Source organism: Streptomyces longhuiensis (assembly GCF_020616555.1).
GTDB lineage: Bacteria > Actinomycetota > Actinomycetes > Streptomycetales > Streptomycetaceae > Streptomyces > Streptomyces longhuiensis.
In genome coordinates this window covers 3,456,696-3,471,550 of sequence record NZ_CP085173.1, presented here as the reverse complement: position 1 = coordinate 3,471,550, position 14,855 = coordinate 3,456,696, and the positions used below count along the sequence as shown (strand labels likewise).

Here is a 14,855-nt window from a genome sequence, read left to right as displayed (position 1 = left end):
GCGGCCTGGCGTCAGACGAGCCAGCCGACGAAGTGGACGAGGCCGGCGAGGATGTCGGTGATCAGGTTCATGGTGGCGCGTTCTCCTAGCGGTGTTGCACGTGTGGGACCAACTCCCCGGCCACGTATGGGACATGGACCGGGCCCGCAATTACGGTCTGCAGCCCGTTGCTTGCGCACCGTAAGCATCGTCGGTCACCGGCGCCTCAGGCAATTCCTCGCGGAACGATCACCTGTTCCAGGGAACAACTGCTCCCCTGTTCGTATTTGCGAGTCCTCGTGATGCCCCGCCCTGCCGTGCGGACTCGCTCACGGCGCCGTCCCCGCGATCCCGCGCACCACTCCCAGCTCCACCAAGTCCTGTGGCCTGAGGCGGAGTTGATCGGCCGTCGCGTCCACCTCGTCCGGGTCGCGCTTGAGGATCGCGGCGGCGAGTTCGGGCGCGATGACGGAGAAGTAGCTGTCCGGTGTCGCCCAGGTGTTCTCCGGTGCGGCCAGGGCGAGCGCCCCGCCCGAGCCGCCCTCGCCCACGACCAGCGTGGTGACCGGGACCGGCGACGCGGCGAGCGCCGTGAACAGGTCCGCGATGGCGGCACCCGCCCCGGACCGCTCCGCCTCCGCGTCGTTGGCCGCGCCCGGCGTGTCCACCAGCGTCAGCACGGGCATGCCGAGTCGCCCGGCGAGCCGCACCAGGCGCGCCGCCGTGCGGTAGCCGGCCGGCCGGGTCGCCGTACCGAGCTGTGCGGCGTACGCGACCGTTCTGCCGTCCCGGGCGCTCTCCCCGAAGCCGCACAGCACACCGTCGTCGGTGCCGCCGCAGCGGTCGCCGACGACCGTGACCCGGGACGCGAAGTAGGCGTCCAAGTAGGCCTCCGCGCGCGGCCGTTCGGTGGACCGGGCGCGGCGGACGGCGTCGCGGCCCGTGGCGGGCAGATCGCCGCGGCCGAGCGCGTAGGGGACCGGGGCGGGGTCGTCGGACGGGCGCGTGAGCAGCCGCAGCCAGCGGGCGAGGGTCTCCGTCAGGTCGTCTCGGCGCACCACCGCGTCGACGGCGCCGGCCGAGAGCTGGCCGCGTGCCGAGTACGCCGCCGGGTCCGCGTCCGCGGGCCTCACCCGCGAGCCCGCGAAGCCCACCTGCGCCGACTCGAGCGCCAGGATCACATCGGCGCCCGCGCCGAGCGTCGCCCAGCCGCCGCCCGTCGTGGGGTCGCGCAGGACCGCCACCTGCGCCAGGCCGGCTTCCCGCGTGAGCGCCGACTGCCGTGCCACGCGCTGGAGTTGGACCAGCGCCCGCATGCCCTCCTGCATCCGGCTGCCGCCCGTCGCGACCAGGGGCACGACGGGGAGCCGGTGCGCGCGGGCGAACGTGTACGCGGCCTCTATGCGGTCGCCCGTGCGCTCGCCGAGCGAGCCGCCGAGGAAGCCGAACTCGAAGGAGACCAGTACGGCCCTGGTTCCGCCGACCGACGCCGTCCCGCACACCACGGACTCGGCCTCGCCGGTGCGGGCGGCGGCCCGTGCCCGCGCCGCGTCGTAGCCGTCCCAGGAGAGCGGCCCGTCGGGCGCGTACGTGCCGTCGGGGGCGGGCAGTTCGGTGAAGGTGCCGGGGTCGGTGACGGCGGCGAGGGCCTCGCGGGCGGAGAGCCGCACGGTGTCAGCCACGGGGGAGCGCCCGCTTCATGATCTTGCCCATGTCGTTGCGGGGCAGCGACTCCAGGCAGCGCACCACGCGCGGGCGCTTGTGCGGGGCGAGGCGGTCGGCGACGTGGGAGGCCAACTCGTCCGCTGCCGGGGGATGTTCGGCGTCGGCCGGGACGATCCAGGCCACGATGCGCTCGCCGAGGTCGTCGTCGGGCTCGCCGGTGACGGCGGCCTCGCTCACCCCGGGGTGCTCCAGGAGCGCGTTCTCGATCTCGCCCGCGCCGATCTTGTAGCCGCCGCTCTTGATGAGGTCGGTGGCCTTGCGGCCCACGATGCGGACATAGCCGTCCGGGTCGCGGACCGCCATGTCGCCGGTGCGGAACCAGCCGCCCTCGGCGAACGCGCCGGCCGTCGCGTCGGGCCGGTTCAGGTACTCGGTGAAGAGGTTCGGGCCCCTGACCTGGATCTCGCCGACCGCCTCCGGGTCTCCGGCCGGGATCTCCGTGACGCCGTCCTCCTCCACGAGCCGCACCGAGACGCCCGGCAGCGGCACGCCGACCGTGCCCGCACGCGCCTCGCCGTCCGCCCGCACGCTCGTGTTCATCAGGGTCTCCGTCATCCCGTACCGCTCGATGACGCGGCGGCCCGTCGCTGCGGCGATCCGCTCGTGGTCGTGCACGGGCAGCGCCGCGGAACCGGACACCAGGAGCCGCGCCCCCGACAGGGCCTTCACCAGCTCCGGCTCGACGGGCAGGGCCTCGGCGATGCGGTGGTACATCGTCGGCACCCCGAACAGCATGGTCGCCCCACTGCCCAGCTCGCGCGCCACGCCCTCCGTGCTGAACCGGCCCAGGTGGCGCACCGATCCGCCGCGGCGCAGCGGGCCGAGGATGCCCAGGATCAGGCCGTGCACGTGGAACAGCGGCAGGCCGTGCACCAGGACGTCGTCGCCGGTCCACTCCCACGCGTCCTGGAGCGCGTCCAGGGTCGAGGTGACCGCGCGGCGCGGAAGGACGGCGCCCTTGGGCGGGCCCGTCGTGCCGGAGGTGTAGACGACGAACGCGGGCGCCGACGCGTCCGGCTCGGGCCACTCGCGGGCCGGGCCCGACGCGGCAGTCGTGTCGACGTCCGTGCCGACGAACGTCAAGTCGCCGAGCGCGTCCGGGAGTTCGGTCCCCGGCGCGGCGAGCACGACGTCCGGGGCGCTGTCGGCCACGATGTGCGCCAGCTCGCCGCTGCCGGACTTCGGGTTGAGCGGCACGGCGGGCACGCCCGCGAGCAGCGCCGCGACGACGCCGACGGCGGTCTCCAGGGTGGGTGTCGCCCACACGGCGGCCCGGCGCGCGCCGTCGAGGCGCGCGGCCAGGGCTCCGGCCGCCGAGGCCAGCTCCCCGTAGGTGAGGGAGCGGTCGCCGAAGCGCAGGGCGGGGCGGTCGGGGTCGTGGGCCAGGGCGGGGAAGAGCAGGGACACGGGTGGCGCTCCTAGCGGCGGTCGACAGGGACGGCAGTGGCCAAGTGGCTGAACCAATGTGCGGGTGGCGTCGCCCCTACGTCAAGGATGCGCCCGAAGATTGGTTCAGCCACTGGGCCATTCCTTCGGTCCGCTGTTACGCTGCGGAACCCCAGGGAGGAGGGCCCCATGACCGACGCACTGCGGCCGATGACGGCCAGGCCGCGCCTGTACGAGCAGGTCCTCGACCGGCTGCGCGCCTACGTCGCCGAGGGCGGCCTGCGCGCCGGTGACCGCCTCCCGCCCGAGCGCGACCTGGCCGCTCGCCTGGGCGTGAGCCGCGCCTCCGTGAAGCAGGCCATCGTCGTCCTGGAGGTCCAGGGTCTGGTGGAGGCCCGGCACGGCGGCGGCACGTACCTCATGCGCGACAGCCTCGACGCGGAGCCCGTCGAGCACATGGTGGAGCGCAGGCGCCGGCTGCCCGACGTCCTGGAGGCCCGAGAGGCCCTGGAGACCAAGCTCGCCGAGCTGGCCGCCGAACGCCGCACCGACGAGGACCTCGCCGCCCTGCACACGGCGCTCGACCGCATGGCCGCCGACATCGAGGAGGGCGGCCACGGCGTCGAGGGCGACCGCCTCTTCCACGCGGCCGTCACCGCGGCCGCCCACAGCGCGCTTCTCGCCGAGTTCATGCGGTCCATCGCCGACCAGGTCACCGAGTCCCGCACCGAGTCCCTGCGCCAGCCGCGCCGCCCCGCCCGCTCCCTCGCCCAGCACCGGGCGATCCTCGAAGCGATCGAGACGGGCCGCCCCGCACAGGCCGCGGCGGCGATGCGCCGCCATGTGCGGACCGTGGCGAAGGTGCGGCTCCTGGACTGGGACCCGGACGAGGGTGAGTAGCCGGTCCCTGCCAGGGGGGTTGTTAGCCTGCGGAGCGCTATTCGTACGACCGCACCGACGTATGGAGTTCCCGTGGCAGACGCCCCCAACGGCAGCACGAGCCGGATCGCTCTGGTCACCAGCCGGCCCGGCATCGAGATCGACGGGGACCTGCCGCTGCTCGCGAAGGCGCTGAGTGAGCGGGGCGCCGAGGCCGCGACCGTGTTCTGGGACGACCCCGAGGTCGACTGGGCCTCGTTCGACCTCGCCGTCATCCGCTCCACCTGGGACTACAGCTGGCGCACCGCCGAGTTCGTCGCGTGGGCCGAGCGGTGCTCGACGCTCACCCGGCTCGCCAACCCGGTGGACGTCGTGCGCTGGAACACCGACAAGCGGTACCTGGGCGAACTGGCCGGACGCGGCGTGCCCGTCGTCCCGACCCGCTACTTCGCGCCGGGCGACACTCCCGAGCTGCCCGCCGACCGCGCGTACGTGATCAAGCCGACCACGGGCGCGGGCGCCCGGCTGGCGGGCCGCTACCGGCCCGAGGAGCGCGACACCGCCCTGCGCCAGCTCGCCCGCATGCACGGCGACGGCCTCACCGCGATGGTGCAGCCCTACGTCACGGACATCGACGTCACCGGCGAGCGCGCCGTCGTCTTCTGCGGCGGACGCCTCCTGCACGCCATACGCAAGGGCGCCGTCCTCGCCGAGGGTGTGGCCTACGACGCGCACAAGACGCCCCACCCGGCGCTGGAGCCCTGGGAGCCCACGACCGCCGAACTCGACGTGGCGGAGCGGGCGCTGGCCGCCGTGCCGGGCGCCCCCGAACTGCTCTACGCGCGCGTCGACCTGGTCGACGGTAACGACGGGAAGCCGTGCGTCATGGAGCTGGAGCTCGTCGAACCCAACCTGTTCCTCGGCACGGTCCACCCCGGCTCCCTGCCGGTCGTCGCCGACGCGATCATCGAGGTGGCCACCGGCGTCAGCCGGTGAGCGTCCAGCGCTGGAGCAGCCCGTAGGTGAACTCCGCCCTGACCTCCCGAAGCGTCCCCTCCGCGTCCGGCGCCGCGAAGGCGAGGCCCCAGCGCGTGGGCGCCGAGCCCTCCAGCGGGCGGGCCGGCGGGAACGCCCCGGACACCTCGTCCACGGTGCAGGACCAGGGGACGAGGTCGTCGAGGGTGCGGAGCGCGGGCGCGGGTGCGCCGGGGGCCCGGACCAGCCACTCGTTCCACACCGCGCCGTTCGGGCCGGCCAGCGCCTCGAAGAGCAGACCGGGCCAGAGCGGCACACGCCATTGGAGGGCCTCACAGGTCAGGTCCCCGATCTGCCGGGTGACGGTCTGTTCGGGAGCGCCGAGGAGCGAGCGGTACAGGGACCGCGTGGTGAGCGGGCCCCTCACATGGCGCCTGGCCTGGTAGCGGCGGTTCGCCTCCCGCATCTGCGCCACCGACGCGCCGAGTTCCCGGCGCGCGTCCTCCACCAGTTCCGGGTTGTGGTCCGCCATGCGGCGCAGCAGGACCAGCTGGAAGTCGGTGACCGTGAAGGGCTCACCGGTGGGGGCGGGCCCGCGTCGCGCTGACATACGGTCCATGGTCGCGCACGGCGGCCGCGCCGTCAGGGCGACATCCGATCGAGCAGCCGCTCGTGCTCGTCCTCCGGGACCTGCTCGCCCGACGAGGGCAGGAGCTGGGGGATGCCGTCGACGATCGGGTAGCGGCGCCGCAGCCGGGGGTTGTAGAGCGCCTCGCCCGGCAGGAGGGCGTCCTCCTCGGGCGGCAGGAGGTGCAGCGGGCCCTTGTCGAGCGGGCAGGCCAGGATCCTCAGCAGCGGGTCATCGGGCTTCACGGTGGGCCAACTCCTTGGAGGGCGAGGGTGGTGGGGGCGGCCGGTCGTCGTGCTTCGGCATGAGGAGGAGTACGGACACGGCGAGGACCGTGCCGGTCAGGCGCAGCGCCAGGGGCACCGGCTCGCGCGGCAGTGACTCGCCGAACGCGAGCGTGCCGAGCACGGCCGTGAACAGGCACGTCACCGTCGAGCACACCGGCACGATCAGGGAGGCGCGGCACCGCTGGAGCGCCGCCTGCGACATGACGAGCCCGAACCCGCCCGTGCACAGCAGGAGATAGGGGTAGGGCGAGGTCAGCAGGTGCAGCGCGGCCGCGCCGGGCCGGTCCGTGGTCAGATACCCGGCCACCCCCTTGATGGCCAGCGAGCTCACGCCGTAGAGCAGGCCCACCGCGACCCCGTACTCGACGCCGGTCGTCGGGAGGCGGTGCCGGCGGCGCGTCCTGCGCTCGGCGAGGCCGTACAGGAGGAGCCCCGCCGCGAGCGTCGGTACGCACACCCCGAGGATCAGCGCGGCGGGTGCGCCCTTGCTGACGGTGTCGCTGCCCTGGCGCAGGGACAGTACGACCATGAGGAGCGCGGCGAGGATCGCTCCGATCGCGTACCGCTCCCGGCCCGTCGTGCGTTCCCCGAGGAGCGCCGAGGACAGGAGCAGCAGGAGGACGAGGCCGGAGACGAAGATGGCCTGCGCGGCGGCGATGGGCAGCGTCCGGTAGACCGCGAGCTGTGCCCCGAACCCGGCGGCCAGGGCCAGGGAGCCGCCGAGCCACAGGGGGCTGCCCGCGACGAGGCGCACCAGGTGGGCCGGGCGGCGCACGCTGACCTGCGGCAGCGCGGCGAGCGCTCGCTTCTCCAGGACGAACCCGGTGCTGTAGAGGACGTTCGCGAGCAGCGCCGCGCCGACGCCCCACCACATGGCGGTCATCCCGCTCACGTCTTCCTGGCGTGCAGCAGGAGGATCGAGGAGAGGGACGGCGCCGCGCAGGCGAGCCGGTCCAGGGGGCGCAGCGGGCGCGGCACCCCGTGGAAGGGCGCGCCCGTGACCCGTACGACGTCGAAGCCCGCCGCCGCCACGAACGAGCGCAGCGCGCGGGCGGTGTACAGCCGCAGATGGCCCACGACCTCGCTGCCCGGGCGGCCGTGCACCCCGCGCAGGCTGACCTCGGAGAAGACGGGCTGCACCCCGGCGAGCAGCAGCGCGCGGTTGTACCAGGCGGCGAGGTTCGGCGTGGACAGCATGAGATGGCCGCCGGGGCGCAGGATCCGGCGGATCTCGTCCAGCGCGGCATCGGGGTCGACGAGATGCTCGATCACCTCGCTGAACAGGACGGCGTCGGCGGATCCCGCCGCGAACGGCAGCCCGCTCGCGGTGAGTTCACCGCGCACCACGTCCGGGATGCGGGCCCTGGCCCGCTTGAGGGCGTCCTGCGACCAGTCGACGCCGACGATGCGGTGGCCCGCGAGGAGCGGCGCGGCGGTGGCGGCGGCCTGTCCGTCTCCGCAGCCGATGTCGACGACGGTGGCGGGGACGGGCGCGGGCCGGCCGAGCGCGACGGCGAGCGCGCGGGCCTGGCGGTGGGAGCGCTGTTCGCCGGAGGCGACCGGGGTCGCCGGGTCCTCGTAGAAGTCCCGCAGCCCGGGCGGGGCGGACGTGGTGGTCATGGCGTCGCCTCCTGCGTCGCGTGCAGGTAGTGCTCGAACAGGTCCCGCAGCCGGTCGCCGTCGCCCGGTCCGAGCAGGGTGCGCGACCAGCGCAGGGCGAGGTGCAGCCGGCCCGCCGTGGACGCGGTCGTCACGGTCAGGCCGCGCGGCATGCGCGCGGGGGCCGAGAACCAGACGGCGTGGGCGCGGCCCGCGTCGCCGAAGTCGAGCGGGTAGGGGACGCGGCCGATGTTGCTGAGCAGCGTGGTCGACGTCCAGGGTGCGGCGGCCCTGCGCAGCCCGCGGGTGACCGCGGCACGCCAGGCGACCGGGGCGAGCGGAGCGGTCAGGAGGGCGGCGCCGTGACCGAGCTGGGGCCGGTCGAGGGCCTTGAGCGCGCGGGTGCGCACCGAGGTGCGGTGCAGCAGGAGCGGAATGCCGGTGGCCGTCAACTCCTCTGGTTCGAAGGTGACTTCGACGAGCCGGGTGCCGTTGCCGATGGGCATGTCCGCGCCCCGGGGCCGGTCGTCCACCGGCATCGTGATGCGCAGGGGGCGCGGGCGCGCGCCCCGCTCCCGGTTCCAGTGCGTGATCATCAGGGCGGTGGCGGCCATGAGCTGGTCGTTGACGGTGTACGGGGCGCCGGCGGGCCGGTGCGGCACGGGCAGGTCCGCGACCAGGAGGCCGTTGCCGGGCGGGACGGCGGGGGAGGTGTCGGGGGTGCCGGGGGCGACGCGGGCGGGCGGGGTCCACGGCGAGGGCCCGCGCAGGGCGGGCCCCGGCGCCCCATGCGGCGCCCGGTGCGGCGCGGGCGAGCCGGGGGCGTCGTCGTGGCCCCCGTAGATCTCGGCCGCCGTCGCGAGGACGCGCAGGCAGGCCGGGCCGTCCAGAGCGGTGTGGTTGATGGTGAGGAAGAGGACCGCGGCACCGTCCTCCCGCTCCCGCACCACCTCCAGACGGATCGGCGGCGACGCGGTCAGCGGCGGGGCGTGCGTCAGCGCGCGCGTCCTGGCGTCCTCGAGCGCGTCCGGTCCCGGCGGCGGGAAGGTGACCACGTCCACATCGGGTCCGCGGGTCAGCTCCCACTCGTAGCGCCGCCGGTACCAGGGGCCCGCCGCCTCCCGCATCAGGATGCGCGGATGGCGGCGCAGCGCCTCGGCGAAGGCGGCCGTCAGCCGGGCGGGGTCCGGGGCACCCGGCAGGTGGACCTCGATGTGGACGGTCTCCGGCTCCTCGTCCTGGAGACAGTGCCGGGCGACCTCGTCGACCACGGGGAACGGGACGCGCCGCGGCGCGACGGGGGCCGGCACGCTCATGCCGATCCTTCCTGCGAGGGGCCGCCGGGCGGCCGCGACGGATCGGCCGGGGTCCTCGCCGGCCTGCGAGTGGTCGTCAGTGCCGCGAACAGGGCGACCAGCGCGAGGAGTTGGGCCACCGGGCCGAAGGCGCCCACCGACGACCGGGACGGCTCCCCGGATCCCGCCGCGGCGGCGATGCCCGCGCCCGCCATCGCCAGGAACGCGATCGGGACGAGGAGCGCGTGCCGCCGCCACGCCACGAGCGCGAGCGCCGGGACGAGCAGCGCGAGCGGACCCGCGATCACCGCGCCGACCAGGGTGAGCGCCACCGTGCCGAGCAGCAGCCCGGGTGGCGGGGCGGGCGGCGTCACATCCGTGGTCGTGGCACGCCGCCGGAAGAGGGCGATCCCGGCGAGCGCGAGCACGCCCGCGGCCCCGCCGAACAGCCCCGCCTCGTACGTCCGCGCCGGTTCGTAGCTCAGCCTCACGGTGCCGCCCGCGCCCTGGGGGACGAGGAAGCCCTGCTGCCAGCCGTCCAGGCGCAAGGGCGTCAGCTCCTTGCCGTCGAGGGTCGCCTTCCAGCCGTCGTTGACGTTCTCGTACGTCGTCAGATAGGTGGCGGGGCCGGAGCCGACGGTCACCTCCCTGCGGTCGCCGAGCCAGTCGCGGATGCGCAGGGCGCGACCGGCGGGCGGGGTGGTGGAGGGTGCGTCGGTGCGGGTGAGGGTGGCGTCGGTGAGGCGGAGGGGGCCCTTGTCCTGCGGTGTCTCCAGGGTGTGGGTGCCGGCGGGGAGCGTCAGCGGCGCGGGGGCCTGTCCGCACAGCGTCACGTCGATCGGGCGGCGCTCCACGAGGTCCCTGACCGTTCCCTTCGCGCCGGTCCGGTGGCGTGTGCCGTCGACCGTGACGTCCGGGCCCTTGCCGCACGGCAGGCTGAACGTGCGGGTGGGCGACGGCTGCGGGGTGCGGTACTGGTCGAGCGCCGGGAGGTACGCCTCCGTCAGGCCGACCGGCAGTTGCAGATCGGCGTCCGCCACCGGGTTGTGGACGGTGAGGGGAGCCGTCGCGGTGACGGTGATGTCCAGGCGGTCCGTGGTGATCGGGTCGAAGCGGGCCACGCCGTTCTCGTCGACGCCCGCCACGGCCGCCCCGTCCGGCGAGCTGATCTCGATCTTCTCGGGGCGGGTGGACAGGCCGCCCGCGGCGGCGAGTACGACTTCTCCCACCGGCTGCTTGTCCGGCCAGCGCAGATGGATGGTGGGCCGGTCGCCCGCGATCCACGCCGTGGTCAGGTCGCCGTCCGTGAGATTGCGCGCCGACAGGTCGCCGCCGAGCGCGGACGTGGAGTCCGCGGTGGCCGTGAGGCGGCGGCGCTGATCGGGCGCCACCTCGTAGAGGAGCTTGTCGAACGCGTCGCCCGGAGCGGGCCGCGCGCTCGCCCTGAGGGTGTACGTGCCGCCGTCGGCGGTCGTGAACCGGCGTCCGAGGTTCGGCTCCTCGCCGGTCGTGTGGAAGCTGAACTGCTGCGCGTCCGTGGAGTCCTGGGGCAGCCGAAGCAGCCGGGTCACCCGGACGCCCGGGATGTCGACGTCCGAGAAGCCCGCTCCCGCGAGACCCGTGTGTCCCGCCTGCGCGCCCAGGATGGTGATCCGCAGCCAACTGCTGACGCCCGCGGGCGCCTTGACGGTCTGGCGCCTGCCGTTCGGCTGGAGGGTCGAGGTGGCCGAGCCGGATTCCGTCTGTATGCGGATCCGGGTCGGCGCGGCCCTGACTCCCTCCTGCGGCAGGGGAGTCACCCGGAGCGTGCCGGGCACGGGTGTCTTCGAGGAGAACGCGATCCGCAGCCACTGCCCGTCGGGCGTGCCCGGTGTGCCCTCGGCCCACGCCGTGTCCGGGTTCCCGTCGAACGCGTTCACCGGGTCGTACTGCGGCAGGTGGAACAGCCAGTTCCCGCTCGACGACGCCGTGACCTGCGCGGCGCCGCGCAGCACGGCGGTCGTCTGATGGCGGATCCCCTCGCCCGGCAGGATCTGCCGGGGCTTCGCCCCCGGGTCCTGCGTGCTGCCCGGGGAGTTCCGCTCGGTCGGCGTGTACGTGTACGAGGTGTTGGAGCCGACCAGCCCGAAGCGGGTGTCGGCGCGGCGCAGGCCGTCACCGGCCGTGCGCAGCGCGGGCGTACCGATGCCCGGGTGGTTGTCGCCGGCCAGGACGGTGGGCCGGCCGCGCATCGCCGGGTCGGCGGACAGCGGCAGGAGCGACTCGGGGCCGCCGCTGACCTCCGCCGTACCGGAGACCGGCAGCAGGGCGGCCTGCCCGGGGCGCCGCGCGGAGCCGGGCGCGTAGATCTCCACCGCCCGCTGGCGCGGATAGAGCCCCTCGACCTGGAGCGGGGTGCCCTCGGCGATGCGCCCACCGGTCGTGACGGGCCCGAACCCGGTGACGCGCCGGTACCCGGACTCCTCCAGGGTGCGCTTGACGGTCGCGGTCGGTACGTAGCCCAGCTGGTCGGGGTCGAGGTCATTGCGAACGACGACGAAGTGCAGGCCGGCCCGGCTCAAGTAGTCCTGCAGGCCGGGGACTTCACCGCCGGTGGTCAGGGCCTGCTCGACGGCGTCGAGGGCGCGGCGGTTGCCGGGCGTGCCGAACGGGACGTAGTCGCGCTGCGCCCAGCGCGAGTCGGCGAGGACGTCGAGGGGCTGGTCGATGGGGGAGCCCCAGGTGTAGATGCCGTGCGCGGTGGCGGGCACGACGAGGGCGCGCGAGTCGGGCGAGTGCTTCTTCAGCCAGTGCGCCGTCGTGTCCCAGTACGCGGGCAGGGAGCGGAACGAACCCGGTTGCAGGATCGAGCCGTTGAGGTACGGCCAGGCGAGACCCGGCAGGATCAGCACCGCCGCCAGGAGCGGCGCGTACCGGCGGTGGCGCAGGGGGCGGGCGCCGCGCGGCTCGGCCGCGACCGCCGTCACATGCATCAGCCCGAAGGCCAGGGCGAGCCCGAGTCCTGTCTGGAACTTGTAGATGTTGCGGAACGGGACGAGGCCGCCGTTCAGCCAGGACTGCACCGTGGAGTGGAAGGGTGCGCCGAGCGCGCCGCCGTAGCCCGCGAGGGTGATCAGCGCGACCGTGAGGACCGTCAGGACGAGCCAGCGGCGTTCCGGCAGATCGCGGCGGGCGAGCCCCGCGAGCCCGAAGGCCGCCGCGAGCGCCGAGCCGACGACGGTCACGGCCGCCGTCGCGACCGTCCAGCCCGCCGGCAGCCAGGCCTCGCCGAAGTGCAGGTACGCCACCCAGTTCCCGGCGCCGCGCAGGGACTCGGTGGCCGACATGGTGCCCGTCGTGGTCTGTGAAGTCTCCACGTACGGAAGGAAGTTCTCGCCGTAGATGCCCAGGAGGAGCAGCGGAAGGATCCACCAGGCCGTCGCGAGGATCACCGACGGGGTCCACCACGCGATCAGCTTGCGGCGGCGCGGGCCCGGCGGGCGGGAGAGGAGATAGAGGCCCACCGGGAGGAGGGAGGCGAGGGTGGCCGCCGCGTTCACCCCGCCCATGAACGGGATGAGGAGCGCCGAGCGCGTCGCCGCGACGCGCGCGCTCGTGCGGTCGTTCGTGAGCGGCAGCAGCACCCACGGCAGGAACGCGCCCGGCAGGGCGGCCGCCGACGTCGAGCCGACGACGATCGTGAATGCCGGCCACAGCGCGTACGCCACCGCGCCGAGCAGCCGGGTCCGCGGGCTGCCGATCCGCAGGCGCTCCGCGAGGCGCAGGGCGCCCCAGAACGCCACCGTCACGATGATCGACAGCCACAGCCGCTCGGCCAGCCACACCGGCAGATGCGTCAGCCGCGCGAGCCCGTAGTAGGGCAGCATCGGGAACGAGTAGCCCACGTACTGGTCGAAGATCCCACCGAAGCCCGCCCGGTCGTGCCACAGGTCGCCCAGGTCCGTGAGGAACTTCCACGGGTCGAGCGCGACACCCAGCTTCGTGTCGAACGTCATGCGCCCGGGCGACACCGCCACGAACAGCACGAACAGCGTCGCCCAGAAGGCCAGCAGCCAGCGCCGCGAGCGCGGCCCCCGCCCGTGTCCTGGCCGGGAGGGGGCGGGGCGGGCCGCCGCCGGGGGCGGCGCCTGGACCGTGCTCGTCATGGGGAACACCGCCGGAGGATGAGGAGGAGGTTCCAGGTGGCGAACTCGCGCACCCCCGGCACCTTCGCGACGGTCGCCGCGAGGAACGGCCAGTAGCGGGAGCGCGCGGAGACGACGGTGATGTCGTCACGGGCCCTGACCTGGCGCAGCGTCGGGCCGATGTGATGCGCGAAGAGGTTCTCGCCGAGCGTGTGCTTGGGCGGCCTGCCCGTACGCCGCTGGTAGCGGGCGCGGGCCCGGTCTGCGCCCAGGTAGTGCCAGGGCGCCCACTCGTGACCACCCCACGGGGAGAGCCAGTTGGTGAACGAGAGATAGACGATCCCGCCGGGCCGCGTCACCCGGACCAGCTCGCTGAGGAAGGTCTGCGGGTCGTCCACGTGCTCCAGGACGTTCGAGGAGAACGTGACATCGGCGGCGCCCTCCGCGAGCGGCAGCAGATAGCCGTCCGCCACGACAGCGGGCGCGCCCGGCCGCGCGCCCAGCTCCCGCGCGTCGGGCTCGAAGAGGAAGCCGTGCGCGCCGCGCCGCCGGAACTCCCGCGTGAAGTGGCCGGACCCGCCGCCCACATCGACGACGACCTTCCCCGCCACGCCCCCGCAGACCGCCTCGACCTGGTCGGCGGCGTCGCGGGCCAGCAGGGAGTAGCAGGCCTCGGGGTCCTGCTGTTCGCGCAGGAAGGCGCGGAACAGGGCGAGCGAGCGGCGTAGCGACGGGTCGGGCGGGGACGTGCGTGTCGAGTGCGTCATGACGCGGGACTCCTCACCGCCTCGGCGGCCACGGCTCTGAACTGCCGCACCGTGTGGGCCCAGCGGAAGGTCGCGGCGCGCTCCTCGGCGGCCTTGCCCATCAGCCGGCGCCGCTGCCCGGACAGGGCCAGGGCGCACCAGGCCGCCGCGAACGACGACTCACCGCGTGCGAGCAGACCCGTGACGCCGTCCTCGACGGAGTCGCGCAGACCCGGCACGTCGAAACCGATCGCCGGGGTCCCGCGCGCCGCCGCCTCCGTGACGACCAGACCCCACCCCTCCACGGCGGAGGGGTGCAGGAGCAGCCACGCCTCGCACAGCAGCCGGTTCTTCTCGGCCTCGGAGACATGGCCCATGAACTGGACGCCGGGGCCCGCGAGTTGTTCCAGCCGTTCCCGCTCGGGTCCGTCGCCGACGATGAGGAGCCGGCCGCCGGTGACCGGCCGCACCCGCTCCCACAGGCGCAGCAGCAGATCGATCCGTTTGTACTCGACGAGCCGGCCCATCGCGAGGAAGAGCGGTTCACGGGAGCGGTCCGCGCGCGGGCCCGGCTCCTCGACGCCGTTGTGGACGACGCGGATGCGTTCGCGTTCGATGCCGAGCGCCCGCAGCGCGGTGGCCGTCGACGGCGAGACGGCCACCAGCAGACCGCGGCGCTCGGCACCGGACAGCGCCCAGTGCTCCAGTCGTCGCCCGAGCCGCGCGGCCGGCGCGAGCGGCCCGCCGAAGCGCATGCGCCACAGATCGGTGTGGACGTGGTTGACCAGGCGCAGCGTCGGGCCGCGGTGCCACAGCGGCGCCAGATACGGCATGCCGTTGCACACCTCCACGAGCAGGTCGCAGTCGCCGACCTGGCGGGCGAACGCGGAGCGCGCCCGCAGGTAGTGGCCGAGGTCGCCACCGGCCGACACGACGCGGTAGTCGCGGAACGCGGCGGGCCCGCCGCACAGCAGCGTCACCTCGTGGCCCAGGCGGGTCAGCCCGTAGGCCAGCCGGTCGACGAGGAGTTCGGAGCCGCCCGCGGCCGGGTTGCCGAGGTCGCGGTGGGCGAGGAAGACGATCCGGCGCGGCGGTGGGGGAAGTGCGGGGTGGGGACGTGCGTCGCCCGGGTGGGGCGTGCGCAGGGGGGTGGGCACGTGCTGGGGCATGGGTGCTCCAACTCGTCTCGGGGTGCGGAACTGTGTGTGGGGGGACGTGTGCGCGGAGCGTTC

12 protein-coding genes are annotated in these 14,855 nt (G+C 74.6%); 2 read left to right on the top strand and 10 right to left on the bottom strand.

Translation table 11 applies throughout. The features are described 5' to 3' along the window. Window positions 1–308: 308 nt before the first annotated feature. A complete protein-coding gene (locus LGI35_RS16200) occupies window positions 309–1,661 on the bottom strand; it encodes a carboxyl transferase domain-containing protein (protein ID WP_227294535.1) in 1,353 nt (450 codons plus the stop codon). After that, entirely contained in the window at window positions 1,654–3,111 is a 1,458-nt protein-coding gene (locus LGI35_RS16195) for an acyl-CoA synthetase (protein WP_227294534.1), read from the bottom strand. The genes LGI35_RS16200 and LGI35_RS16195 overlap by 8 nt, the downstream gene beginning before the upstream one ends. Window positions 3,112–3,279: 168 nt before the next feature. On the opposite strand from LGI35_RS16195, the gene LGI35_RS16190 reads away from it, so the two are divergent. Both LGI35_RS16190 and LGI35_RS16185 read left to right on the top strand, forming a co-directional pair. Beyond that, window positions 3,280–3,990 (top strand): FadR/GntR family transcriptional regulator, encoded by a 711-nt coding sequence (locus tag LGI35_RS16190; RefSeq protein ID WP_227294533.1) that lies wholly within the window; start codon window positions 3,280–3,282, stop codon window positions 3,988–3,990. Window positions 3,991–4,062: 72 nt separating this feature from the next. Beyond that, window positions 4,063–4,965 carry an ATP-grasp domain-containing protein gene (locus LGI35_RS16185; protein ID WP_227294532.1) on the top strand — a complete coding sequence of 301 codons (903 nt, stop codon included), beginning with the start codon at window positions 4,063–4,065 and terminating at the stop codon, window positions 4,963–4,965. Here LGI35_RS16185 and LGI35_RS16180 read toward each other — a convergent pair. From LGI35_RS16180 to LGI35_RS16145, 8 genes are read right to left on the bottom strand one after another with little or no spacing between them, the layout of a single operon-like run. After that, entirely contained in the window at window positions 4,955–5,554 is a 600-nt protein-coding gene (locus tag LGI35_RS16180; RefSeq protein WP_227294531.1) for a hypothetical protein, read from the bottom strand. The genes LGI35_RS16185 and LGI35_RS16180 overlap by 11 nt on opposite strands. A gap of 32 nt (window positions 5,555–5,586) precedes the next feature. Further along, window positions 5,587–5,817, bottom strand: a complete 231-nt coding sequence (locus LGI35_RS16175; protein WP_116502239.1) for a Trm112 family protein — start codon at window positions 5,815–5,817, stop codon at window positions 5,587–5,589. Continuing rightward, the gene (locus LGI35_RS16170) at window positions 5,804–6,733 is read right to left on the bottom strand and encodes a hypothetical protein (protein ID WP_227300323.1); all 930 of its coding nucleotides are present in this window, start codon (window positions 6,731–6,733) and stop codon (window positions 5,804–5,806) included. The genes LGI35_RS16175 and LGI35_RS16170 overlap by 14 nt, the downstream gene beginning before the upstream one ends. 14 nt (window positions 6,734–6,747) lie before the next feature. Next, window positions 6,748–7,479, bottom strand: coding sequence for a class I SAM-dependent methyltransferase (locus LGI35_RS16165; RefSeq protein ID WP_227294530.1), 732 nt, complete (start codon window positions 7,477–7,479; stop codon window positions 6,748–6,750). After that, window positions 7,476–8,774 (bottom strand): condensation protein, encoded by a 1,299-nt coding sequence (locus tag LGI35_RS16160; RefSeq protein WP_227294529.1) that lies wholly within the window; start codon window positions 8,772–8,774, stop codon window positions 7,476–7,478. Before LGI35_RS16160 ends, LGI35_RS16165 begins: the two co-directional genes overlap by 4 nt. Next, window positions 8,771–12,898 carry an alpha-(1->3)-arabinofuranosyltransferase gene (locus LGI35_RS16155; protein WP_227294528.1) on the bottom strand — a complete coding sequence of 1,376 codons (4,128 nt, stop codon included), beginning with the start codon at window positions 12,896–12,898 and terminating at the stop codon, window positions 8,771–8,773. Before LGI35_RS16155 ends, LGI35_RS16160 begins: the two co-directional genes overlap by 4 nt. After that, a complete protein-coding gene (locus LGI35_RS16150; RefSeq protein ID WP_227294527.1) occupies window positions 12,895–13,644 on the bottom strand; it encodes a class I SAM-dependent methyltransferase in 750 nt (249 codons plus the stop codon). The genes LGI35_RS16155 and LGI35_RS16150 overlap by 4 nt, the downstream gene beginning before the upstream one ends. Then, window positions 13,641–14,792 carry a glycosyltransferase family 4 protein gene (locus LGI35_RS16145; RefSeq protein WP_227294526.1) on the bottom strand — a complete coding sequence of 384 codons (1,152 nt, stop codon included), beginning with the start codon at window positions 14,790–14,792 and terminating at the stop codon, window positions 13,641–13,643. Before LGI35_RS16145 ends, LGI35_RS16150 begins: the two co-directional genes overlap by 4 nt. Between the last annotated feature and the right edge of the window lie 63 nt (window positions 14,793–14,855).